23 protein-coding genes are annotated in these 23,668 nt (G+C 40.5%); 9 read left to right on the forward strand and 14 right to left on the reverse strand.

From position 1 onward, the window contains the following. Positions 1-448: 448 nt before the first annotated feature. Together RMY00_RS35370 and RMY00_RS35375 are read right to left on the reverse strand one after the other, a co-directional pair. Positions 449-1,000, reverse strand: coding sequence for a Uma2 family endonuclease (locus tag RMY00_RS35370; protein ID WP_322652019.1), 552 nt, complete (start codon positions 998-1,000; stop codon positions 449-451). A gap of 170 nt (positions 1,001-1,170) precedes the next feature. After that, positions 1,171-1,353: a CsbD family protein gene (locus tag RMY00_RS35375; RefSeq protein ID WP_322652020.1), complete on the reverse strand. Its 183-nt coding sequence runs from the start codon at positions 1,351-1,353 to the stop codon at positions 1,171-1,173. Between the two features lie 292 nt (positions 1,354-1,645). Between RMY00_RS35375 and RMY00_RS35380 the strand changes: the two genes are divergently transcribed. Beyond that, positions 1,646-2,533 carry a TIGR02587 family membrane protein gene (locus RMY00_RS35380; RefSeq protein WP_322652021.1) on the forward strand — a complete coding sequence of 296 codons (888 nt, stop codon included), beginning with the start codon at positions 1,646-1,648 and terminating at the stop codon, positions 2,531-2,533. Further along, complete coding sequence (locus RMY00_RS35385; protein WP_322652022.1) at positions 2,530-2,925, forward strand: TIGR02588 family protein; 396 nt, start codon at positions 2,530-2,532, stop codon at positions 2,923-2,925. The genes RMY00_RS35380 and RMY00_RS35385 overlap by 4 nt, the downstream gene beginning before the upstream one ends. A gap of 289 nt (positions 2,926-3,214) precedes the next feature. On the opposite strand, the gene RMY00_RS35390 is transcribed toward RMY00_RS35385, so the two are convergent. The 4 genes from RMY00_RS35390 to RMY00_RS35405 form a co-directional block, all read right to left on the reverse strand. Further along, a complete protein-coding gene (locus RMY00_RS35390) occupies positions 3,215-3,982 on the reverse strand; it encodes a ChaB family protein (protein ID WP_322652023.1) in 768 nt (255 codons plus the stop codon). A gap of 159 nt (positions 3,983-4,141) precedes the next feature. Beyond that, positions 4,142-4,681 carry a Dps family protein gene (locus RMY00_RS35395; RefSeq protein WP_322652024.1) on the reverse strand — a complete coding sequence of 180 codons (540 nt, stop codon included), beginning with the start codon at positions 4,679-4,681 and terminating at the stop codon, positions 4,142-4,144. A 386-nt stretch (positions 4,682-5,067) separates the two neighbouring features. Next, positions 5,068-5,418, reverse strand: a complete 351-nt coding sequence (locus RMY00_RS35400; protein ID WP_322652025.1) for a hypothetical protein — start codon at positions 5,416-5,418, stop codon at positions 5,068-5,070. Between the two features lie 618 nt (positions 5,419-6,036). Next, positions 6,037-7,137, reverse strand: a complete 1,101-nt coding sequence (locus RMY00_RS35405; RefSeq protein WP_322652026.1) for a glutamate--cysteine ligase — start codon at positions 7,135-7,137, stop codon at positions 6,037-6,039. Positions 7,138-7,647: 510 nt separating this feature from the next. Here RMY00_RS35405 and RMY00_RS35410 point away from each other — a divergent pair. From RMY00_RS35410 to RMY00_RS35430, 5 genes are all read left to right on the forward strand, one after another. Then, on the forward strand, positions 7,648-8,322 hold the full coding sequence (locus tag RMY00_RS35410) for a Mo-dependent nitrogenase C-terminal domain-containing protein (RefSeq protein WP_322652027.1): 675 nt from the start codon (positions 7,648-7,650) through the stop codon (positions 8,320-8,322). 75 nt (positions 8,323-8,397) lie between these two features. Beyond that, a complete protein-coding gene (obgE, locus tag RMY00_RS35415) occupies positions 8,398-9,426 on the forward strand; it encodes a GTPase ObgE (RefSeq protein WP_322652028.1) in 1,029 nt (342 codons plus the stop codon). 504 nt (positions 9,427-9,930) lie between these two features. After that, positions 9,931-10,536 (forward strand): VWA domain-containing protein, encoded by a 606-nt coding sequence (locus RMY00_RS35420; RefSeq protein ID WP_322652029.1) that lies wholly within the window; start codon positions 9,931-9,933, stop codon positions 10,534-10,536. A 193-nt stretch (positions 10,537-10,729) separates the two neighbouring features. Then, complete coding sequence (locus RMY00_RS35425) at positions 10,730-11,335, forward strand: VWA domain-containing protein (protein WP_322652030.1); 606 nt, start codon at positions 10,730-10,732, stop codon at positions 11,333-11,335. A 27-nt stretch (positions 11,336-11,362) separates the two neighbouring features. Continuing rightward, positions 11,363-11,752, forward strand: coding sequence for a salt stress protein, Slr1339 family (locus tag RMY00_RS35430; protein ID WP_322652031.1), 390 nt, complete (start codon positions 11,363-11,365; stop codon positions 11,750-11,752). 85 nt (positions 11,753-11,837) lie between these two features. On the opposite strand, the gene RMY00_RS35435 is transcribed toward RMY00_RS35430, so the two are convergent. The 7 genes from RMY00_RS35435 to RMY00_RS35465 form a co-directional block, all read right to left on the reverse strand. Next, positions 11,838-12,179, reverse strand: a complete 342-nt coding sequence (locus RMY00_RS35435; RefSeq protein ID WP_322652032.1) for a helix-turn-helix domain-containing protein — start codon at positions 12,177-12,179, stop codon at positions 11,838-11,840. Between the two features lie 138 nt (positions 12,180-12,317). Further along, positions 12,318-13,823, reverse strand: a complete 1,506-nt coding sequence (locus tag RMY00_RS35440) for a mechanosensitive ion channel family protein (RefSeq protein ID WP_322652033.1) — start codon at positions 13,821-13,823, stop codon at positions 12,318-12,320. Then, on the reverse strand, positions 13,816-15,960 hold the full coding sequence (locus tag RMY00_RS35445) for an adenylate/guanylate cyclase domain-containing protein (RefSeq protein ID WP_322652034.1): 2,145 nt from the start codon (positions 15,958-15,960) through the stop codon (positions 13,816-13,818). The genes RMY00_RS35440 and RMY00_RS35445 overlap by 8 nt, the downstream gene beginning before the upstream one ends. A 248-nt stretch (positions 15,961-16,208) precedes the next feature. Beyond that, positions 16,209-17,615, reverse strand: a complete 1,407-nt coding sequence (locus RMY00_RS35450) for a pentapeptide repeat-containing protein (protein ID WP_322652035.1) — start codon at positions 17,613-17,615, stop codon at positions 16,209-16,211. A gap of 10 nt (positions 17,616-17,625) precedes the next feature. After that, the gene (locus RMY00_RS35455; protein WP_322652036.1) at positions 17,626-17,943 is read right to left on the reverse strand and encodes a hypothetical protein; all 318 of its coding nucleotides are present in this window, start codon (positions 17,941-17,943) and stop codon (positions 17,626-17,628) included. 219 nt (positions 17,944-18,162) lie between these two features. Next, complete coding sequence (locus RMY00_RS35460) at positions 18,163-20,175, reverse strand: histidine phosphatase family protein (protein WP_322652037.1); 2,013 nt, start codon at positions 20,173-20,175, stop codon at positions 18,163-18,165. Between the two features lie 608 nt (positions 20,176-20,783). Continuing rightward, positions 20,784-21,527: a ferritin-like domain-containing protein gene (locus RMY00_RS35465; RefSeq protein ID WP_322652038.1), complete on the reverse strand. Its 744-nt coding sequence runs from the start codon at positions 21,525-21,527 to the stop codon at positions 20,784-20,786. A 193-nt stretch (positions 21,528-21,720) separates the two neighbouring features. On the opposite strand from RMY00_RS35465, the gene RMY00_RS35470 reads away from it, so the two are divergent. Then, positions 21,721-22,290, forward strand: a complete 570-nt coding sequence (locus RMY00_RS35470; protein WP_322652039.1) for a thermonuclease family protein — start codon at positions 21,721-21,723, stop codon at positions 22,288-22,290. Between the two features lie 133 nt (positions 22,291-22,423). On the opposite strand, the gene RMY00_RS35475 is transcribed toward RMY00_RS35470, so the two are convergent. Next, positions 22,424-23,305, reverse strand: coding sequence for a sugar ABC transporter permease (locus RMY00_RS35475; protein ID WP_322652040.1), 882 nt, complete (start codon positions 23,303-23,305; stop codon positions 22,424-22,426). Positions 23,306-23,474: 169 nt separating this feature from the next. Here RMY00_RS35475 and RMY00_RS35480 point away from each other — a divergent pair. Next, positions 23,475-23,668, forward strand: a 194-nt coding sequence (locus tag RMY00_RS35480) for a hypothetical protein (protein ID WP_322652041.1), incomplete at its 3' end; no start/stop codon positions are given.

The following is a 23,668-nucleotide window of genomic DNA, read 5'->3' on the forward strand; positions in this document are numbered from 1 at the left end:
AACCGATTAAACATTTATTGATTGGTTCACCAAAAGCCGTCACCAACACAATTCATTTGTTGCAAATTCTCGGCTATGCCAACGTTGCTGATTGGATTACCCTACTATCAACAGGTAATCCACATGAAGTCATGAGTATTTTAAGCTGTCAGATTTTGATTCAATAACTCTGTCAAATACGATCTAGTCCCCTCCTCTTTATAAGGGGAGGGTTATGGTGGGGTAAAACTAACACAAAAACTCAGTGAGTAAACTATTTTAGACTTGTGTGTACAGCGTAGCCCTTTATGGAGTATTAAGGTGCAATACAGTTGAGTTAAGCTTTTTTCTCTAAAGAAAAAATATGGCATTCCTCGTATCAATGTAGTTAAGTATGCCTGCGATCGCTATATTATTTTTTTGCGAAGAGCAATTGAATATGCTTTCATCAAAAGATATTGTAATTACCTTAACTATTAATAATCTGTTCCACTGCAACAGAAATATCTGGAAACGCCAGAGGTTGAATTGTTCCCGCAGTGAATGTCAATTTTGTCGCGTACTCTCCATCTAAGATTTCTCGAAACACTACTAGGTGTAGCTTTTTGAGATTGACAACCCAATACTCTAAAATACCTGCTTCTGCGTAGATTTTGCTTTTTCTCTCTAAATCTTTTTCTAAACTGGAGTTAGCATACTCAATTAACCAAAAAATATTTTCTGGATAGGGATGATGCTCTCGATACTCCCGTCCTAAACGTTGGACAATGGCAATATCTGGTTCTGGTTCTGAGTCCTTAGGTAATGTGATAGGCTTGGCATGACGAATTTTGGCGCGTTCAGCCAATAACTTTGCTAGATACTCACCAGATTCATCACTACAATAAGCATGGGGTTCTCCTTCTGGGGACATTTCGACAATTTCTCCCTTAAGTAGTTCAACTTTGCGATCGCTCAAAATGCCAGCATCAATCATGCGGTGATATTCGTCAATCGTCCACTTAGCAAGAATAACAGTCATAACGATTGATTCCTCCCAATGATTCTTGATATTTTCCCATCTTAAAAGTATTTCAAAAGAAGCCGATACAAAAACTCCACTTTCTCAAAGTAAGTGGAGTAATTAACGTTAGACTACGAGTAATGAATCATCGCTAGTCTAATATTTATATTTACACTGCAAAAACTAAATTAATCTAAAGCTTTCTTCAGTTCGTCTTTAATGTTTTCTACAGTGTGAGTAGCTTGGGCTTGGGCTTGCTTTGCTTGTCCTTCAGCTTTATCTTGTGGATTGCCGGTTATTTCACCCACAACTTCTTGAATTTTCCCTTCAATATTTTTTGCAGTAGCTTCTATTCTTTTTTCAGCACTCATAGTTTTTATTTCCAGCTTGTAGTTGATTCAGCTATTACACAAACTAACAGTAGTGTATTATTTTTGACTTCCATCAACCGAAAGAAGAATTTGTTAGATTATGTATCTTAAGATAGATACGGGGTGCGACAGAATACCCACTTTTAAAAATATGAAAATAGGTGTCCAAATCTCAGCTTCTTAAAGAAGCCGGGGATCTAACTTTTCACGAAGGATTTAGGACTGCTATATGCACCTTCATAGAAAATTAGTATAAGTCAAAGCAAATTTTCAACAAAAGGAAAGTAAAGGAGTGACAACAAAACGTCAACAAAATATATGGAAGAGTGAAATTAATGACATCATTCGGGGTGCTTGCGGAGGTTTTTTATTTGGTATACCTTTACTTTATACAATGGAGGTTTGGTGGATTGGATCGTTGGTAAAACCACAACTGATGATGATGGCGATCGCATTCATGTTTATTGTGGTTTACTTGCTGAATCAGACAGAAGGCTTTCGGAAACGCAGAGATAGTTGGGTAACTGCTCAAGCCGCAATGGATACCGTAGAAGCGATCGCGATCGGGCTAGCTTGCTGTGCCTTTGTACTGCTACTATTGCGAGAATTGACGCCAGAAACTTCCTTAAAGGAATCTTTAGGTAAAATCATCTTTGAAAGTGTGCCTTTCACTCTCGGTGTAGCATTAGCCAACCAGCTTTTAGGAGATACTAGAAATGGGAATGCAGAGGCACAAGGAAGCGATCGGGTAAACAGCACAGCCAAGAACAAAGAGGATCAATTACAAGCTACCTTTGCTGATGTCGGTGGAACTTTGATTGGTGCAACCATAATTGCATTTAACATTGCTCCAACAGATGAAATTCCTATGCTTGCAGCCGCAGGTTCACCACCTTGGCAGTTGGCAATGATCGCCACATCTTTGCTGATTTCTTATGGCATTGTATTTCAGGCTGGCTTTTCAGACCAGCAAAAGCGGAAACAGCAAAAGGGAATTTTCCAACGACCATCAAGCGAAACCATTATGTCCTACCTAGTATCATTGCTAGCGAGCGCTTTTATGCTGTGGTTTTTTCAAAAGTTAACTTTTAGCGACCCTTGGACAATGTGGTTAGATCACACCTTGATGCTGGGTTTACCTGCAACTATTGGCGGTGCAGCTGGAAGGTTAGCAATATGACTAAAACAGAACAACCAAAGCGTTCAATTGCAGAGTGGGTAACATTCAGCGTCGCCTCACTTATCCTAGTAATCATTGTAAGCTTGGTGGGCTACACTTGGCTGAACGAAAAGGATCAACCTCCCATCCTTTCTGTTAGCAAAAAACAAACAATTCGGGAAATTAATGGGCAATTTTATGTTCCCTTTGAAGTTGTCAATAGTGGAGGAGACACAGCCGAGTCAGTTCAAGTTATGGCTGAGTTATTAATTAACGGCAAAGTGACAGAAACAGGAGAGCAACAAATCGACTTTTTATCTAGCGGGGAAAGTGAAGAAGGTGCATTTATATTCAGCCAGAACCCGCTCCAAGGTCAGTTAAATCTGCGTGTTGGTAGCTATAAACTGCCCTAATGAAGATTTAAAACCGCAGATATATCTATATTAGACCTCTTGGCAAAAGTGCTTTTTGCACTCTTGGGGAAAAGGGTTCATGTTAAAGGGGAAAAGGACGATACAGAACTTTTTCCCCTTCCCCCCGCCCCTTATCCCCAGAGGGGGCCCCACCTTCCCCTTTTCCCGACTTATGCAAGAAGTCTATTCATCTGATTGTAGGGTGGGCATCTCGCCCGCCCTTAACTTCAAGAAAATCTGGCAGGATTACCCACCCGATACAATTGGATAATTTATTTTTTGGAAATCTTCAAGCTTTAACCTTAGCTTTTGACCAAACGCCGTTTTCATCTTCATCATATTGCTGATGAACAGACTCCCAAGCAGCTTGTTCAGCAGTGAACTCATCATTTTTCTCATTGAAGACAGTATTGTAGCGCTCAATGAATGTGCGTTGAGCTTCATCAGAAAGATGAGCGCGAACTTCAGGAGACAAGTCTTCTGGGCTGTTGCACTGTCCAGGACAAGGGCGAGCAAAGGTTTTTTCAATTGTGTGAATTTCTTCGCCACCAGCACTTTCGAGCAACAATTGAAATTCGCCAGTGCGATCGCTTGGTACTTCTGCCATCACTAAGAATTCGCCAGCTTGTAAGCGGGTTTGGTAGATCGCCGCTTTATCTTCTGACATTCCCAAAGTAGTTAGAACCGATACTAAACCAGCACCTGCACTACCTGCGATCGCTCCACTAGCAGCCCCCAACAGCACTGCACCAATAGGCCCTGCTGCCACAATTGGGCCGACAAAGGGAATAAATAGTACGCCTACACCAGTGAGCAAGCTGAGAAAGGAACCAAACAAGGAACCAAAAACTGCCCCTGTTCTCAAACCACCCAAAATCACATCTTTTTTACTAATAAAGCCAGCAATTCTAGTTTCGGACTGGAAATTTCTACCCATGACCGAAATATGATCTCTAGGCACACTCCTGTCTAATAAGCGCCGAATGACATCATCAATTTGCTTCTGTTCCTTAAATACAGCAGAGATAGTCCGTTCTGCTTTATATACTTCTGACACTTAAAACCCCCTGTTTGGTTTGTATTATCTTGTTTTTGCAATGAATATGGCGAATAGGTAGATGCAGGCAGATTAATTTCTTCACAGCAGTTAGAAGGAGGATTGATTTCTCCTTCTAACTGGTTTTACACAGAACCATCCTCTTTCAGACGTTGTGAGCTACACACCTACGGGAGTCTTAGCCCCTTCTGCTGGCTGTCTACCATCTGGGCCTAGTGCTTCACCTTCAATGAATGAACGCAGCATCCAAGCTATTTCCTCATGCTGTTCCATCAGTCCAGTCAGAAAGTCAGCAGTTCCCTGATCGTGGAACTGGTCACCAGACTGATCTACATGGTCTCTTAAGTTCCGAATAACTTGCTCGTGATCATTCACTAGATTAGATACCATCCCTGTAGATGTGGGAACACTACCAGCATGTTCCTTGAGGGTAGCAATCTTGAGAAATCCTTCCAATGTGCCAACTGGATAACCGCCCAAAGCACGAATCCGCTCTGCTAAAGCATCAATATTTAGAGTCAGCGTTTGGTAGTGTTCTTCCCAAAGCTGGTGCAAAGAGCGGAACTGAGGCCCAACGACATCCCAGTGATACTTTTTGGTTTTCACCAATAGTAGATAAGCGTCTGCCAAATCTTGATTTAACAGATTAATTACACCTTGACGCTGTTCTTCAGTCAAACCAATGTTTATCGAACGCATTGTTTTCCATCCCTAAGCAAACTTATCTACTAACTTCTCAAATTTCAGACAGATTCCACATCAACCAAAGGTAACATTATGAGCTTAAATTAATTACTAAATTCATAATTATGCCTATGTCTTAATAGGTAGTGTTAAGCCAATATTCTAGTAATTAGCGAACTTTATTGATTTTTTTGCCTACAACAGCAAAATTCACTAAATATAATTATTAATTAAGATATCTTTAATCAAAACTATGCAAACCCAGTTTCGCCATAGATACTCAGAGTGAACATATTTTTATAATTAAATTGTAGTCACCAGGTTAACAATACTAATTAGTAATGGGTGACTGCATTTACGCAATCACCCATTACTACCGAAAGATTACCAAAGCGATTAATTTACTTCTTACCTGTAACTTTCTCCAATGCATTCTTTATATTTTCTTCCACTGAGGTTGCAGCCTGGGAATTATCTGGACGCTTCTGCTGGTTAATATCAGCAGCTCCCTGAACCTCATTAAGTCCTTCGTTGGTCTCTTTTTGAGTCTTTCTCAATCCTATTGGTGGTGCTTTAGCGGCTTCGTCAGTTTTTGCTTGAATGTCAAGCAATTGTGTAGTAGCTTCCTCAGGTTCACTTTGGTAGCTATCGATCGCAAAAGCAGGAAAAGCACTAGATAACAATAGTAAGGCGCAAGTAAAAGCCACAACTAGGAAGCGTACTGGACTTAAGACAGAAGCAATAATTTTCATTTGAAATCCTCAATAACAGCTTTAACAACGCAGAACTTTGACTGAAAATAGTGGCAGATCACATTTTACTTGGTAAAGAGCAATAATAAAAATAGCCAGCTACCCTTCAATCTGAAAGTTTTTTAGAAACGAACCTGACGAAGAAATTGTCTTAGGATTTCTGCATCGAACTAGTTAAGGGATAATAAGCAGAATATCACCTTAATTCTTTAGCAAAATCATTACGTTTTTATATTGACAATCTTCTTTCAAGGTTCCTTGTTTCTACTTGTACTTTGAAAATGCTAATGCCTGCATCAATCTCCAGAATGAAATTTACTATATCTTTAGTTATAATAAAATCAGTCTCCAGGTATATCGACTTATTAATATAGTTTGGTTTCTGCAAGCAAATTGGTAGAAATTGACCTTTTGAGACAAGGATAATCAATGTTTGTTATAAAATGTGAAGCAATCAGCACAGGCGTAGCCCATGTATGCATCATGATATTTCGCTTATACGCTTACAAGTGAGGTTTTGTAAAAATTGCCACTGCGCTTGAGGCAACTTTTACCATTTGCAGACAACCTGAATAACTTTTCAAACATTCCTGTAAGAGTCACCATTGCTAATTTATTTTAAACTTGATAAGTCTGTTTTATTACCTCTTCTATCGAACTTACACGATGGAACATTTCTATTAATTCATGGGATCTTGTTTTTCGCTTCGCTAGCATTACTTTTAACGGCGTTAAATAATGAATATCTGGGTCATCTCCTAAAGCAACTTCGGCTGCTTGCAAGACTTTTGTTGCATTCTCAAAAATATCCTCATTGTCAAACCCTTCTTTTGCAGAAACTTGATGTAACATTGCATCGGGTACAGTTGCTCTACCCAGCAAAGCTTTATCTAACACCAAACCTTTTAATAGTGTTAGCAAAGCTGCATATATATAAAAATCATCACAGCTATCACAAGCCTTAAATTCAATGCGTCCCACCTCCGCCGGAATGCGGGCGATTTTTGTTAAGGAAGGTATGCTATTAATCAATTGTTCCTGTTTTTGAACAAAAACTAGGGCTGCTGGTCTTTTCCCGGTTCTGATAAATGTTCGTACCGATAGCCCATCCCATAAAGTTCCGTTATAAAAAGGGGAACTATAACTAAAAGGGACGATATAAGGACTATAATAAGTTAACTTTCTGCCAATATCAATCACATCTTCAGTAGACAAATTTACCACTGAAATATTCAAATCTGGCCCGTACGATACCATGTGAATATTAGCAGTTTGCTCGTCAGGATAAGCCTGTAGCTCTTTAATTTCGTAATCGTTTAATGGGGGATGAGGTTCAAAAACCGGATTGTATGGATTAAAACTGACTAAAACAGGTGAGAAACCAAAGTTTGCAGTAACTTCACGTAGTAAGTGAAAACTTTCTGATAATTCAGTAATAGCGTCTTGAATATTAGAATGTATAGTCGTTCTAATTTCGATACCTTTTGCATGACAGTCTATCACTTTATCGGAATCTGCAAATCTTTCAAATCCCTCAATGTACCATCTTTTCATCTTAATACCCGCATCCCCTATGCGTAGTTGAGGATAGTCGCTGGGGTATGTAGGTAGCTTTTCAATAATTTGATTGAAATCAGCAAATTTGGTATGGGAAAAATCAGCAAATTTTCCTTCTTTATTTAGAAAAGCGACTTCATGCTCAATGCCAAATAAAAACATCACGTATACCTTTATTGTGTAGGTGCGTAACCATCTGTGGGTGATAATTCCTCATAAATAACAGTTTATCTGAGAAGATTTTGCAGAAGTAGGTTAATCAAATTGGTTAGCGATACCTACAGCAACCTGAAGCGGGTACGTTGTAATCATCTCAGATGATTTAGGATCTACTATAATTGGATATGGTGCCTGAAGCTCACAAACTCTAGCCCAGAGGGAGTTAGTAGTTTTTCTGCAATGATGCTGAGGTGAGTTTTGCTTTTATTCATTAATATCTCCACAACAAAGATTAAATTTTCCTTTTTAGTTTAAATAGAAAAATTATCAAGATTAGCTCAGATGGATTTTACCCCAAGACCGACTATTGGGATTTGAAAACTTCTCTGGTTTATTTCTGAAGGCAGTTACGCCTACGCACTTTCTTAATTATTGTGTATTGCCTCCACTATCTTCCTAGTCGCTGGGTAGGGTAGCTTAGTAGTGACTGAGGAAAGCTTGAGACGTGAGTTTATGACAAGTACCGTTCAATCCCCATACAGCAACGAACAGATTGCCGCTTGGTTGCGTGGACTGCTCACCATTGCTTGGGCAGATGGTAATTTTGATGCCCAAGAACAGGAATTAATTGCCAGCATCACCAAAAATGAATTAGCTCCTAAGATTAAATTCGACTCACTAGAGGTAATTACGCCAGAAGAATTAGCCGCAGTCTTGGGTAAAGGTACGCCAGCATCGGAAAATTTCTTAAGGACTGCGATCATGGTAGCGATCGCAGATGGTACTTATTCTCCTAGCGAAGATCAGGTTCTGCATCAGTTCTGCCAAGCCTTAGAACAGCCAGAAAATTTACTAGAAGCCCTTCGCTACACCCTAGAACACCCACTGCTTACCCCCACTATTGCCAGCAGTGGGCTTACAAAGCGTCAAATTGATGCACTACACCCCCTGCGCGACTGGCTGGATAGGTTAGATATCCAAGACCCAAGAGTAGCCCGCTTTTTGTGTAAAATGATTCCCTCCCAGTGTCCCTTTGAGCGAGATGTCACCTTATTTGGACGAAAGATTGTCCACATACCGCCGATGTGTAAAATCAACCCCTTGTATGAGCAACTAGTGGGCTTACGTTTCCGCGCCCTCTCTTACCTGGCAGATAAATGTGGTGAAGATGTTTCACCATATATTTAGTTAAAGTGGAGAGTGAGGAGTTATAATTTGTAACTCCTAAATTCCTAACTCCTCACTTCTCACTATTACTTAAGTATGCAATTTATTGATCAAGCAAAAATTGAAGTTGAAGCTGGTAAAGGCGGCGATGGTATTGTCGCCTTCCGGCGAGAAAAATACGTGCCGACTGGTGGCCCCTCTGGTGGTAATGGGGGAAAAGGCGGTTCGGTATTTTTTGTTGCCGACGAAAACCTACAAACCTTGCTGGACTTCAGATATAACCATCGCTTTCAGGCAGAAAAAGGGACTCGTGGTGGGCCAAATAACTGCACTGGAGCAGGAGGAAAGGATTTAATCATCGAAGTTCCCTGTGGTACAACCATTTATGATGCTGAAACTGGCGAATTGCTAGGCGATTTAACTGAGCCTAAGCAGACTTTACTGATTGCTCAAGGTGGTAAAGGTGGACTAGGAAATCAGCATTTCTTGAGTAACCGTAACCGCGCTCCAGAATACGCCCTCCCAGGATTACCAGGAGAAATAAAGCAGCTGCGCCTAGAGTTGAAGCTTTTGGCAGAAGTGGGAATTATTGGTTTACCAAATGCTGGTAAATCCACTTTAATTTCATCTTTATCAGCTGCACGTCCAAAAATCGCAGACTACCCTTTTACTACCCTGATTCCAAATTTGGGTGTAGTACGTAAACCTACTGGCGATGGTACTGTTTTCGCCGACATTCCTGGACTAATTGAGGGAGCATCTCATGGTGCAGGATTGGGACACGATTTCTTGCGCCATATTGAGCGCACGCGAGTACTACTTCACTTGATTGATGCTACTAGTGATGATGTGGTTAGAGACTACAACACAATTAATGAAGAATTAAAAGCTTATGGACGGGGTTTAGCAGAACGCCCGCAAATTTTGGCGCTGAACAAAATTGATGCAGTTGATCGGGAAACTGTCGATTTGGAGGCGTTAGCCACCCAACTTAATCATCTCTCCTACGCCCCGGTTTTTCTGATTTCAGCAGTTACCCGCACCGGGTTAGAGCCGATGTTACAAGAAATTTGGGGAATTCTCGACCAAATGAAGGTTCCTCAAGAAGTGGAGGTATTTAGCTGACAAAATAATTACCAGTCTCATCCTTAAAGCAAGACTTTTTTGTAGAGATGAGATGAGTTATACCCTGAGCAAACCAAATTAATTACTAACTTTTGGTTTTTTCAGGGGATTGGGAACTAGGCAATGCCTGCGGCGGGCTACGCCAACGCATTTACAGCAGTCATGCCACGCCACTATAAGTTATATTTTTAAACTTTATTAAAAGGATACGCTTAACCAAGTAAGTTTTCCGAAATTATGTTTTTTTACCAAGCAAGAAAGAGATTATTTCAATTAGACATTCCATAGAGATGCATGTAATTTCCTGCAAGATAGTCTCTAAACATCAATCCTGACAGCCAAATGAGTAGCATTTGAGTAGCGCGATCGCTCAAAACCAGGTAAAGCATAGCGTTTTTGAGTAGCAAATGAGTAGCAGGATTGATACGAAACCTTAAAATGCTTACGGTATCGTCAAATTCGTAGACTAGACTAGAACCACAGGGTAACAATCAGAGGAATATTATGATGAGCGATCGCGATTACACATTAATTATTGACAAAAGCGGTAGTATGTCCACACCCGATCAAGTGGGTGGTAGAAGTAGATGGGACATCGCCCAAGAGTCTACTCTGGCTTTGGCAAGAAAGGCCGAACAGTTTGACCCCGATGGCATTACGGTGTACGTGTTTTCCGGTAGATTTAAACGTTACGATGATGTCACTTCAGCTAAAGTCGCACAAATATTTCTCGAAAATGACCCTTCTGGGACGACAAATTTAGCAGCTGTACTTCAGGATGCCCTCAATAACTACTTTCAACGCAAAGCAGCCAATAAAAGTAAGCCAAACGGAGAGACAATTTTAGTCATTACTGATGGTGAACCAGACGATCGCAAAGCTGTGTTTGAAGTGATCATTCATGCGACTCGCCAAATGGAACGTGATGAAGAATTAGGAATTTCAATCATTCAAGTGGGTTCAGATGCCCAAGCAACTAAGTTCCTCAAAGCTTTGGATGACCAATTGCAAAGTGTTGGTGCTAAATTTGATATTTGTGACACGGTTACTTTAGACGACTTAGAAGATATGAGCCTTGTAGATGTATTGACCAATGCAATCACTGACTAATGTGTTGATCGTGCATAGTCCAATAACTAATTTTAGATTTTAAATTGAAGGATTTAAAATTTAAATCTAGTTTCAACTATGAAAATTCCATTCCCAAATTTCTTTTCAATACCCTACCTTTAGGTTAACGGTTAATCTAAAATTTAAAATCCAAAATCCAAAATTAATTGACTCTTAATTGGAGAATTGAATAATGCTAGAAAATCGTGATTATACCTTGATTATCGACAAAAGTGGCAGCATGGCAACCAAAGATCAAAAGGGTGGTAGAACTAGATGGGTTGCAGCACAAGAATCTACTTTAGCTTTAGCTAGTAAATGTGAGCAATTTGACCCAGACGGCATTACTATTTATGTATTTTCTGGTAAATTTAAACGATACGAAAATGTGACATCCGGCAAGGTAGCGCAGATTTTCCAAGAAAATGACCCCTCTGGTACAACTGACTTAGCAGGTGTATTAAAACATGCAACTGATGATTACCTTCAACGCAAAGCAGCAGGTCAAACCAAGCCAAATGGTGAAACAATTTTAGTAGTTACTGATGGTGAACCGGACGATCGCAAAGCAGTAATGAAGGTAATTATTGAAGCTTCTCGCCGCATTGATCGAGATGAAGAATTAGCTATTTCCTTCATTCAAGTCGGCACAGATCCACAAGCTACCCGTTTTCTCAAAGTATTAGACGATGAACTCCAAAGCGCTGGTGCTAAGTTTGATATCTGTGACACCATTACTATGGAAGATATGGAAGATTTGAGTCTATCAGAAGTCCTACTCAATGCCATTAATGACTAGCTATGTTATTTATTAGGAATTACAAAAATGGATTCCATTGATAAGCTATTAGCTGAACTCCAAACTGAATACAAAGAAGTACAACCACAACAGCAGTCAAAAACAGCCACAACCAAATCGTTTATTCCATCATCGCCAAAGTCGGCATCTTTCATAGATAACCTTTTGGCAGAAGTTCAGGCTGATTTTGCACAACAGGATGCTGCTATTGAGTTAAAAAGACAACAAGAACTAGAACAAGAACGAATTCGACAAGAACAACTCAAAGCCAAACAACTAGAAGCTTTGAAAGTGCAGGCAAAAGAATGGTTAGCTAAAGTAGATCCACTTTCATCCGAAGGACTTTGGTTTGAAAGGTTTGCTGAAAGTTACTCCTCAAAATTAGAGGCAGCGATTGAATATTTAAGAAACAATTAATAAATTCAAAATTCAAAACCGTACTGATAAATCTGCTAGCTCAAATTACAAGTTAGCAATTATTATTTATTACCTATACTCAATATTAATGGTGATTTGTTTGAGCTAAATGTTGAACAGCCCATTCATGCATAGCATAGAGAATTGGTTGCAAAGTTTCTCCTAAAGGCGTCAGTGAATATTCTACCTTGGGCGGAATTTGGGGATAAACTTCTCGATGAATAATACCGTCTTCCTCCATTTCTCTGAGTTGCTGAGTTAGCATCTTTTGCGTAACTCCAGGTAAAGCCCGTTGCAACTCACCAAAGCGTTTGACGCCAGTCATTAATTCTCTAATAATCAAAACTTTCCAGCGTCCGCCAATTACCTTTAGGGTAGTTTCTACTTCACAAGTCAGCCTGTGATGGTTTTCTGCTTCAGCTTTCATAGTTTTTTTGTAGGAAGAACCTGACTCAGGTTTACTGGGTAGTACCGCTAGTTATCTGATTATTACTTGTTTTAGGTCTTCCATAACTAATGTTTGCTAATTTTTCTTAATTCCTTTAGGAATGCTGAAAAACCTCAATTACTTCAAAATCTTAATAGGCAATTCAACCTCAGCATTGGACGAAACATCTGCCTGTTGAGCCATATTTACCGCTTTGCTTCGCGCTTCGATAATTTGACCGATCTCACGTCCCAAGCTTGGTTGACGTTCAATCATCATATTTACAGCATCTGAGTAGATAACAAGAACTTGCAAATCGTCAACTGCTTTGATTGATACCGGACTCGGTTCCCCAGTAAACAGTGCCATCTCGCCAAAGAACTCACCACGCAAGATAGTCATTACCTCCAATTCCATGCCAAACTCGTTTGTGACGGTGACTAGAGCCTGACCCGCAATGATAATATACAAAGCATTACCAGGCTCGCCCTGCCGGATGACTTTCTCTCCCGCACCGAACTGTTGTACAATAGTTCCCTTAGCTAAGTCATCCAAATTTTTTGGTTCCCTAGTTAAAGGCATAAATCCGGGAATTGAGTGCAAGTGGTTTAACTTAGTTGCAGCACTATCTGCCTTATCAGCAGCTTTTACAGCTAACTCGTATCGGTAGCGATATAGCGTCAGGTTGTTTCGCTGCGCTGCGTACCAGATTCGCGTCATGAATCTATCAAGTATCTGCTCTACATCCTCAAAGTTTTCGATAAAGAACTCCACCTCATACATAATTGCAGTCTCATCATAGGATGTGGTTTTGCTCTCTGGTTCTGGTTCGGCTAATATTCCTTGTGTAGCCAAAGCAGTACTTTGTAGTACCTGCTTCACGAGGTTAGGGGGGCTATCGTAGGAGAAGCCAATATTGATACGTTGGTTATAAATGCGTTCTGGTTGGCTGTAATTATGGATTATTTCTTTGCCAATGAACTGATGGGGAACGACAATCACCTGGCGCTGGAGAGTTAGCAGGCGGACAGATCGCCAATTGATATCAATTACCTGCCCTTCGATCGCCTGGTCTTCGCTATTGCCAACGCGCAACCAATCACCCACGCCAAAAGGGCGTTCGAGAAGCAGTGCAATGCCAGACATGATGCTACCCAATGTGTCCTGAAGCGCCAAACCGATCACAATCGAGCTAACACCTAATCCGGTAGCAAGACCTGCCAAATCTGCACCCCACACCACCGCCAGCACGATCGCGCTACCTACAAGCACCAAAAACAACCGAGAAAGGTCGATCAGCAGTTTGGGCATCCTTGCCCGCCATGTATTTGCCTCTGCTTCTTCAAACAAAATCACATTAAACAGCGACAGAGAAGCGTAGATAACAGATATCCAAAACAGCGTTTGGACGAGCTTGGCAAAATTCCCGTTAACGTCAAGCTTTAAGACATTCCTAATTAAAAGCATCAGCATTAAGACGGGCAAAACGAGGTTTTTCACAACCCGTAGCGTAGCCGCCATCGGTTTCCCGCGCCTTTTTAGATGATAAATAATTTCTCCTAATAAAACTACCAGGAGTGGGAACCCTAATCCGACAATTATTGCCCAGGTGTGCCAGTTGTTTGAAAAGCTTAAATTATTCATATTCTTCTTTTTGAACACTTGCTTGAAGCTGAGAACTTTTGAGTTGCCAACCCACTAGCTTTTCTTTTCCAGGTTCTTGAATTTCACCAAAGAGTTCAAAATCGTAGATATCGCGCAGGCGATCGCATATATTTTGAGAAACTAAAATTGCTCCTACAGGACAAGCAGACTTCAACCGATTGGCAGTATTTACAGTATTGCCCCAAACGTCGTAGAGCAATTTATTTTTACCAATGACACCTGCAACCACATCTCCGGAATTGATGCCGATTTCCACATCTAAATGTAAACCTTTTTCATAATTAAATCGGCGGACAAACGCCTGCATTTCCAAAGCAAAATCTACCGTGCGTTTGTCATGATCCAAACGCGGCACATTCAGTCCGCATACAGCCATGTAACCGTCACCAATGGTCTTAATTTTCTCCAAGCCGTATTTATCTGTCATTTCATCAAAGCCAGTTACCAGTTCATTCAGCAGGGCAACAACTTCTTGAGGGGACATTGATTGAGAAAGCTTGGTAAATCGATGGAGATCGGAAAACAAGACCGAGACATTAGAAATCTGATCGGCAATTTCTCTATCGCCCTGTTTGAGGCGTTTGGCTACTGCGGGACTAAATATATTTAAGACTAATGCTTCATTAGAGCGATTTTCCCGATCGATTTGTTGAGTTTCGGCGCGAAGGCTGTCTATTGTTTGGTTAAATGATTTAGCTAACTCTCCAAATTCATCTTGCGAACCAGATTTTACAACCGCGTCAAATTCTCCGGCTCCCACCTTGCGAGCGCTTTTAATTAAAGTATTGATGGGTTTGACAAATATTGCACTCAGCCACATGGCAACAAGCGTGATGAGCGCGATGACTAAAGTAGCCCCAATCAAAACTCTTTTTTCAAACGAGTGAATTGGGGCATAAGCTTCAGAAACATCTATTTCTGCCAAGATAACCCACCTTAAACCATCAATATTTAGTGGAGCATAAGAACTCAAAACTGGAATATTACGATAATCATCGATTACCTGCGTACCCTGTTTCCCAAACAACGCTTCTTTTACTGCTTTTGTTTGCACTTGTTGTAGGAGGATTGTAGTATTGAACTCTTTGATTTTGTTGATGGTTTTTTCATCAGTACCGATAGAGCGTAGGGTTTTTGCATGACCTTCTGGGTTTTGAATTTGGAAACGAGACGCAGAGCGCATGAGATAATCCGAACCGACCAGATAAGTTTCTCCAGAATCCCCCAAGCCATTTTGTTTCCACTGTTTGTTGCCAGTCATCACATTGTTAATTTTGTCAACGGGAAGCTGGAACGCCAAAATACCAATAAATTGGGAGCCGTTAAAGATTGGGGACGCGATAAAAGCCGCAGGCGCACCGTAGGAAGGGCTATATGGTTTAAAATCTACTACTTTCACATAACCCTTTCCGTTTGCAACTCGTGCGGCGGCGATCGCTTCTGCTAGGTTACTCTCTTTGTAGGGACCGGTAGTAAAGTTTGTGGTAAAGTCGGTTTCTTTAAAAACCGTGTAGACAACGGTTCCTTGGGGATCGATCAAAAACATATCGTAGTAACCGTATTTTTGCACTATATTGCGAAAAATCGGCTGGTAGCGGGCGTGAACGCGGCTATAAGAGCTGCCATCGCCTGGGTCGTCAAGGAGAAGTTTCTTGCCAACGGGGTTGGGGTTAGCGACGGTGTAGTAGTACTGTAGGTAACGGGCAGCAGTTGTTTTTGGCGTGTAAGATGCGACAACGGGCGAACCTTCGCTAGTTCGCGCCAGTCTGGGGAGAAATTGTGTTTGGTAGTAGGTATCAATTTTTTTGTCAAAATCCGCTGGTACTGTTGATTTTTCTACTTCGCGGTAAGCTGTCTGAAACTCCTGCATGGCACTAAGGACTGTCAAATCTTCGCTTAAAGTTTGGCTATGGATGTAAAGGTTTTCAAAATAATCTTCGATTTGATAAGTTTTGGCAGCCCGAAGGCTGGTTAATTGGTTGAAGACCTTTTCCGTCAGAAGAGATTTACCAGCACTAGAGCAGGTAAAGGTGCTTGCGAGCATAGCGCAAAGGCTGACTACCAGCAACATGACTATGAGTTTTGTCTTTATACTTAATTGCTTAAATAATTGCATATAAATTTTATTGATATTCTTTGCCTTGTTTCTGAAATAAAATCTACTTCGATACTTGCTTTGATAAATTATCGTTGGCAATGAGAATTTTATCTAACAAATTATAATGCTTCAATAGGACTTTATTCATTATTATTTTATTTGAAATTTCACGCTTTTAAAATAGACTATTTTTTAATAAATTTCTATGTTTAAAGTAAATACCTGAGAGTCATATGAGTTGTTAAATTCGTGAGTCACTTATAACTTTAACGATCGCTAAGTGAAGATTTATATCGTGAGCCATTAGGCATAATCGCACCTTCTAGGAAAGCATTACTCAGTTCATCGTCGCTCACTTTAGCATTCTTGAGATTCGCACCAGTTAGATAAGCTCCTTCCAAATTAGCACCACTCAAACTAGCATCTCTCAAATCTGCACCACTTAGATTGGTATGACTCAAATCTGCACAAATCAAATTAGCGCCACTCAAATTTGCACTACTAAGATTAGCCTGATTCAATCGAGAAAAACCCAGTTTTGCATAACTTAAATTTGCACCACTAAGTTTAATCTGACTGAGATTAGCATTATCTAAATTGGCATAGCTGAGATTGGCATTAGTAAAATCGCTTTCCATTAAATTAGCTTTACTCAGATTGGCATGGGAGAGATTAATCTCTACTAACTCTGCACCAGGAGCATCCAAACCTCTTAAAGAAATACCATCCTTATTCAAATCTTGCAGTGCCAAAATTCTGGCATAACTAACTTTCACATCGTGTGCTGCATCAATCGTACTCCAGGCTTGATAATGAAATTGTTTTCTGCGATCTGGAGCTTCTTTAATGAATAGAACTACCGCCACCACCAAACTGATAGAATCAGCAGCACCCAAAGCCTTTGCCAGCGGCGAATTCTCATCGACAATTACAACAATTACGGTAAAAATAACTACTGAAACTATACAGACTAACCATGTTGGTGCTATCCAGAAAGTATCAATAAGTTTCTTGGGAATTTGTTTGAGGACTTCACTTAATGGCTGTTCTGATATTTTGGTCTGAAATTGCTGATAATTAATGATAAAATCATTGATAATGTTTTTTAAAATTTCACCATCTAACTGAACTGATATCAGAGATTTTTTTTCTGGTTCTGCTGTGGACTTAAATAGCTGATATTCTTTTTGGATTTCAGTTTTTAATATTGCAGGTTTTGCTAAAGTTTCAGTCTTTTTTTCCGATGGAACAGGTTTTGGTGAAGATTCTTCTCCCGCGCCTCTTAACATCAATGCAGTAATAGCTCTAAAAGCATCTAGCCAAGCTTTTTTGACTTCAGGAGTCCAATATTGCTGGAGATATTGCTCCAACGTTACCAGTAGTGCTTCTACAACTAGTCCATAATATTTGGGAATAGCTCCATAGCCGACGTGTCTAGCTCCTAGAGCCTTGAGAACTGGTTCTAAAGCTTCTGGGTTACGGAGATTTTCTACTACCAAAACCAAAGAGCTTAATAGTTTTTTCTCTTGGTTTTTCATATCTGTTTTAGCAAACAGTGGTTTCATTTCTGGGTGAGCTTGAAAAAGATTATCGTAGAAACTGGCTGCAAATTCATCAGCGCGTGGTTTAACTTTTTCAAAGCTTTGCTCTAAAAGTTCAACATTTAAAGACATACTTTTTCTTTTACAAACTCAATTTTTCTAATTCTTGCCATAAAGTAGCCATAAAATCATGAGCATTCTTAATACCCAGATTTTCCAGTGCTTTCCACTCTTCAGTAGTGTAATCTAAATCTTGTCCCATAATGTCTTGAGTCCAATAAGGTAACTTAGATGGATTTTCTATTAAGTCATAAGTCATTTCCAATATTTTTGTTCCTGGAGTATTTTTTCCAGCTTTTGTAGTCAGACAAAAAGCCAGTAATTTAGCTAGATTGCTTTCCGGTGGAATAGATATCAGGAAAGCCATATTTTGTGCGAATACAAATTTGTCTAATTTCATCTTTATTTTTTCCTAATTTACCAATACTTTAACCAAGGTTTTTTTATCGATTTAGCAGGTAAAAATGTATCCTCTCCAAAATCATGTTAATATTATAAGAATAATTTGATGGCGATACAAAATACTTTTTATGATAGAAGCAAAGACTTTTGAAATCCCATTCATGATGGGATTTCAAAAGTCTTTGTCAGCTAAATCAGTAGATTTAGCAATAATTAATTATCTTTCTACCGGGGATGCAGCAGCAGAGACAACGTTAAGGTTAGCAACCAACCCATAGGTTGATACATACTCTTCTAACTCTGCTAACTCGACTGTGCCATTTTTATCGGAGTCAAGAGTGGCGAAAAGATAATCAGTTACGTACCTCCTGACATCTTCAGAGCTACGTTCGCCTGTTGTCATATCTTCTATTCGACCTAAAAGCTCCATAATCTCGTCTTTTTCGAGTGCATTGCTGCCATCTGTATCCAATTGATGAAAAAGTTTTCTCACATCTTCTGTTGCCATTCTCGAAGAACGCAGTGTTTCTCGCAATAATTCATTACCAAATGAATTCATAAACAATATCTGCTCGACGAGTGGTATGCAGAAGAACCCCAGCGCTGCCCAAAAAATTGCATATTTTACGGCTTCAGGATTTGCAGTTGCACTAACTCCGAGGAAAAGAGCAGCCCAAAGGAAAAAGTTGGGATTAACAAGCAGGATATAAGCATCTCTGGCTTCTGCTTTGATCAGCTTGCCTTTTGTAAACACTGAAGTTAAGGCGGCAAAGACGCGGATTAAGATAAAGACTAATGTTGCTACTGCTAGTTGTTGCAGACAAGCTAGGGAACGGTTCGCATCCGTTGAGAAAAATAAATCGCCCAGGAATGTTGATGGAGTAAACTGAAACCCAGTTGCCAAAGCCATTAATGCGACAGCAAGCACTCCAATAAATTTCCAGTTCTTACTGTGGTGATTTGATTCAACAGGAGATTTGTCACGCCACACTTGGGCTAAAGCTCCCGGTATTGCTAAACCAACAATTAGAATCACACCGAAAAATATCAAGCTTGAACTGTTAATTGGTAATTGTTTTGCCAAACCAAATGTAACAATCAGTGCCGCTGGAGCGATGATTGATAACGTCCTTGATAAGATAGCCGAGGGATAAAGATTACCGCCCCAGAGTACCGATAAAACTGGGGAAGTAAGGGCGGGTGGAACCATCCAAAAAAGCACCCACATAACTTTGTACAAATCTCCCGGATTTTGATACAAGATTCCAGAAAATATTAAAAGTAGCCCAACTACCCATCTCACCAACATCCAGGCGTAGACTATATATTTCACTGTTGAAGTTACTTTGCGTTTACTCGCTGCAAAGTCAATGTCCAGGTAAGTATAAAACGTTGAAGCCGCCAGACAGGCAACGATGATCGCTCGAAATAGTTCTGAGGGAATTCCGACTGAGGAGGCGCTGATTGCCCTAACCAAGCATCCCAGTAAGAACGCAGCAGCATAGAGCAAAATTGCCCACATAATTGACAGATCGTTGATCTGTTTACGCACGGAAGCTGCACCACCAGATTCCTTATCGCGAAACTTGATTAGCTCCTCACCACTGAGAGCTTTACCGTTAGGGAGTTTCAGGTGTTCATAAGCAGTCGGTGGTAAATCACTTAAATAAAGTGCTAAAGGCTCCAATACATATTGATGGCACACTACTAAAACAGTTTCACCCCGTTGCAAGTGCGGTACAATCCGCTCCTCATAGAAAGAAGCAGCGCGTCCGTAAACTTGGGCAATCTTCTCGCCAGCCGGAGGTGCTTCGTTGTGTGAATGCAACATTTCCTCGAAGCCTTCGTAGCCCAAAGCAAGACGCAGCAGATTCAAGTTACGTCCCGCAAAGATGCCAAAGGATTTCTCACTAATTCGATGGTCAATCTCAACAGGGATATCGGGTGATTTCAACGCTTGACTTTCAGCAAGGGCAATTTCACAAGTTTGCCGCGCCCGTCTCATGTGAGATACATATACTGCATCAAACTTCACACCTTTTTTCTTAATGTCAACACCTGCACGCCGTGCCTGCAACCTACCAAATGCTGTGAGGTCAACATCCAGTACTCCTGCAAAAATGTTACGTTCGTTGCTGGTACTTTCACCATGCCGAATAAAGTAAGCACGTCCTGGATAATCATCCTTTTGTGCAACAGACGCGCTGGTAGAGTTATTAGTTTTTGTCACAAGTGTTAATAGTTTTAAGTCCGACTATGTTAACCCTCTTCCATCGCTTTCGCCTACTAAAAATCGAAGTTAACTTTAAAACCTTATATTAAGAATAAAGTTAAAACCTTGATTTTATAACACAATGCTATTAATCATGAATTATTGGTCAAAATTCTTGTTACATAAGAACTTTGACTTTATTTTATGGCGAGAGATTAAACATACTTAAAGTACGATAAGGCTAATTCACAAATTTTTCAATGCCTTTTCCACTGAAGTTTTTACCAGTTTAGTAAAGATTTAATAAATTTTAAAAATTACGCCAATCTGTACTACTAGTAGTACAGATTGGCGTAAATAAACAGACTATATTGGTGGGAGAAGAAAGCGACAGGTTAATAACTACTTGGGAATAGTGCGTCAAGGAAAGAAGTGTGGAATTAGACCGCGTCCACCTTGAAAACTGTAGTTCTTTGCGTATGAAAAGAAAAAAACCCTCATCCCCCAGCCCCTTCTTCCAATATTGGGATTCGGGGAGCCAAAAAGAAGTCCCTCTCCCAAGTAGGGAGAGGGATTTAGGGTAAGGGCAAAAACTACGGTTCTCAACATAGATGAGGTTTATATAATTACGTAGCTACCAACTCAGAATCGATTTCCGACGGCGCACTATCCTGGACTAGCGATCGCCTTTCGCCATTGCCCTGGAGAATACCGCCAACCATTGCCAATAAGGCGTTTACTTTGCGGGTTCGCCACATATCTACGAGTTTTTGCACTTCAGTCGCAGACATCCGTCGCATCATCGCTTCGTAAAGATAAGCAGCATGTCCTGTTTCATCTTGGGCAATATTTAACATTCCTAACTTCAAGTTACGAGCGGTTGACTCGTTATCAGGTAATGCTTTCGCCATTCGCGTAAAGTCTTTACTAGCATCTAACTCCAAAATGTATGTGCTAGCCATAAACACATCCCAGTCAATGACAGCCGGTTTTAGCTGTTCTTGGGTGTAGCCTTCAAAGAATGCTGCGAAAAAGGGACTACGCTGTTGTGATTTTTTTGTAGATGTAGTTTGGGGTTGAGCCTTGAAATCTATAACTTGTTTATTTAACTGTTGTAAGGCATGGGCAAAAATTTTACCATGCCTAGTTTCATCTGATGCATGTTTTGCTAGTTTTTCGGCTAGCCATGTATCACCTTCGGCTGCGGCGCGATCGCTAAGTGCAGATAAAAACGGCACAGAACCAGATTCCGCCAACTGAAACCCCGCAAGGATGTTAGGGCGGGTTTTAGAATCACGAATTTGAGCAGCAGAGTAATAGGCAAAAGCACCTGAACCAGCTAAATGCAGAACGTGAGTCAAGAAGTTCATCAGAAATTCCCGCCGACAATTTGAAGGTTACAATTCTTATACTAATCCGCATTTTCTATAGTGTGCCGCCAGAGGCTCTTACCATTTGGAATTTTCAATTGCCTGTGGCAGTATGTCGAAGGTTAACAAACATATCCTTGTATTTTGCTAGTATCATCCCACATAGGTAATGCGGTAATGCAGGTAACTTTGGATGGAGAGATTAACTAAACCAGTGCGATTTTGGCTTTGTGCAACTATCCTAATTTTGGGTTTGATAGGCTGCGATCGCTTCATCGCTACTTCTGGAGAACCAGTTGAGCGAGTTAGTGATGGCGATACTTTAGTAGTAAAAGATGCTGATGGCAAAAATCTTACTGTGCGTTTTGCGTGTGTAGATGCGCCAGAAATAGCTCATACTAACAAAGAAAAGCAAAGTAAACGCAGTAGCGATCGCAACCAATTTGATTGGGGTGTGAAAGCTCAAGAACGGGTGCAAGAGCTGGTGCAACAAGGAGGCGATCGCGTAACTTTGAATATCACCGATAGCGATCGCTATGGACGTAAAATTGCCGAAGTTCGTTTAAAAAATGGCACTTTTGTGCAACAGGTATTATTGCAAGAAGGTTTAGCGAAAGTGTATCGTCCCTATTTAAACAAGTGTCCTAGCAAAGACTTAGTTCAACAAGCCGAAGCTAAAGCCAAGGAACAACGCCTTGGCATTTGGAGCGATGCTAAATTTATTAATCCTTGGGAATATCGCAGCCTATATAAAAAAAAGTAAAAACTCTAGCTGTTACTAACTAAATGCACTAAACTTTTTACCATTGCATATTTACACGGTTATTCAGCAACTTCCAAAATCCTCCCCTACCTCCCCTGCTCCCCTGCCTCCCCTGCCTCTTTCTCTCTGCCTCCTACTCCTCTCCCCAAGTTTGTAGTTGCAAATAAATTAGTACCATCGTCACTGCTAGTAACACCGTTGCTGCTGCTGCTGCATAACCAAAATCAAATTGAGCAAAAGCCTCTTGATAAATGTAGTAAACCAGCAAATTAGTCGAATTCAGTGGGCCACCGCCAGTCATCACAAAAACTTGCTCAAAACTCCGCAATGTAAAAATCGCGGTAGTGATGACTGCGAATATCACAGTCGGGCGCAATCCCGGGAGAGTAATATACCAAAATTGTTGCCAAGCATTTGCTCCATCTAAATCTGCTGCTTCATAACGGCTGGGAGGAATTGCTTGCAATCCTGCTAAAAAAACTACCATATTGAAACCGAGTTGTTTCCAAATACTCATTAAAATAATTACCGGCATTGCCCAAAATGTGTCTCCTAGCCAGGCTATGTTTGGAATACCGAAAAAATCAAAAAGTCCGTTCACTGGCCCTGATGTTTGAAACAGCCAGCGAAATCCCAACCCGGCTGCCACAAGTGAGATAATTGAAGGCAGAAAATAGGCACTTCGCAAGATGCCCCGGAAAGGAATGGAACGGTTTAATAACACTGCCAATCCCAAAGAGATAACTAAACTGGGAATGATAGTGGCAACAGTAAAATAAAAGGTGTTACCCAAAACTTGCCAGAAGTCAGGGTTGAGTAGCAAGCGCGAATAGTTTTTTAAGCCTATCCAATAAATACCTTTTAAAGTGAAACTACCAGCTGTGAAACTGAGGTAGAACAAATAAGCGATCGGCCAAATGATAAAAACGCCCAGTAAAATTAGTGCTGGTGTAAGAAAAATCCAGGCGGCTACTGTATCATTATCCAACCACGACTTACTATATATTTTTGGCATCTATAATTTTTCCTCTTAGCTGTTGTGATCCTCCGCCCTGATTTTACCCTTAGCTTGGTTTCTCCTTGTATTAGCGATGTATGCCAACAAGTCGCCTTGAAAATTATGGCTTGTGCGAATGACAGCAATTTTGATGCAATACTGCGTAGGTTTTGCCTAAAAAATAAAAATGTGTCGTACATCTGTACTTGATCGCGGTGCGACAAAGTTTGAAGTACCTCAATACGACTTTGAAGTACCTCAATACGACTTTGGAGTACCTCAATACGACTTTGAAGTACCTCAATACGACTTTGGAGTACCTCAATACGACTTTGAAGTACCTCAATACGACTTTGAAGTACCTCAATACGACTTTGAAGT

The organism is Nostoc sp. ChiVER01 (assembly GCF_034531155.1).
GTDB lineage: Bacteria > Cyanobacteriota > Cyanobacteriia > Cyanobacteriales > Nostocaceae > Nostoc.

Coding starts and splice junctions, on each gene's coding strand:
- RMY00_RS35370 (WP_322652019.1), bottom strand. CDS start 1,000: ATGACTGTTATTCTTGCTAAGTGGACGATTGACGAATATCACCGCATG.
- RMY00_RS35375 (WP_322652020.1), bottom strand. CDS start 1,353: ATGAGTGCTGAAAAAAGAATAGAAGCTACTGCAAAAAATATTGAAGGG.
- RMY00_RS35385 (WP_322652022.1), top strand. CDS start 2,530: ATGACTAAAACAGAACAACCAAAGCGTTCAATTGCAGAGTGGGTAACA.
- RMY00_RS35395 (WP_322652024.1), bottom strand. CDS start 4,681: ATGCGTTCGATAAACATTGGTTTGACTGAAGAACAGCGTCAAGGTGTA.
- RMY00_RS35400 (WP_322652025.1), bottom strand. CDS start 5,418: ATGAAAATTATTGCTTCTGTCTTAAGTCCAGTACGCTTCCTAGTTGTG.
- RMY00_RS35405 (WP_322652026.1), bottom strand. CDS start 7,137: ATGTTTTTATTTGGCATTGAGCATGAAGTCGCTTTTCTAAATAAAGAA.
- RMY00_RS35410 (WP_322652027.1), top strand. CDS start 7,648: ATGACAAGTACCGTTCAATCCCCATACAGCAACGAACAGATTGCCGCT.
- obgE (WP_322652028.1), top strand. CDS start 8,398: ATGCAATTTATTGATCAAGCAAAAATTGAAGTTGAAGCTGGTAAAGGC.
- RMY00_RS35420 (WP_322652029.1), top strand. CDS start 9,931: ATGATGAGCGATCGCGATTACACATTAATTATTGACAAAAGCGGTAGT.
- RMY00_RS35425 (WP_322652030.1), top strand. CDS start 10,730: ATGCTAGAAAATCGTGATTATACCTTGATTATCGACAAAAGTGGCAGC.
- RMY00_RS35430 (WP_322652031.1), top strand. CDS start 11,363: ATGGATTCCATTGATAAGCTATTAGCTGAACTCCAAACTGAATACAAA.
- RMY00_RS35435 (WP_322652032.1), bottom strand. CDS start 12,179: ATGAAAGCTGAAGCAGAAAACCATCACAGGCTGACTTGTGAAGTAGAA.
- RMY00_RS35440 (WP_322652033.1), bottom strand. CDS start 13,823: ATGAATAATTTAAGCTTTTCAAACAACTGGCACACCTGGGCAATAATT.
- RMY00_RS35445 (WP_322652034.1), bottom strand. CDS start 15,960: ATGCAATTATTTAAGCAATTAAGTATAAAGACAAAACTCATAGTCATG.
- RMY00_RS35450 (WP_322652035.1), bottom strand. CDS start 17,615: ATGTCTTTAAATGTTGAACTTTTAGAGCAAAGCTTTGAAAAAGTTAAA.
- RMY00_RS35455 (WP_322652036.1), bottom strand. CDS start 17,943: ATGAAATTAGACAAATTTGTATTCGCACAAAATATGGCTTTCCTGATA.
- RMY00_RS35465 (WP_322652038.1), bottom strand. CDS start 21,527: ATGAACTTCTTGACTCACGTTCTGCATTTAGCTGGTTCAGGTGCTTTT.
- RMY00_RS35470 (WP_322652039.1), top strand. CDS start 21,721: ATGGAGAGATTAACTAAACCAGTGCGATTTTGGCTTTGTGCAACTATC.
- RMY00_RS35475 (WP_322652040.1), bottom strand. CDS start 23,305: ATGCCAAAAATATATAGTAAGTCGTGGTTGGATAATGATACAGTAGCC.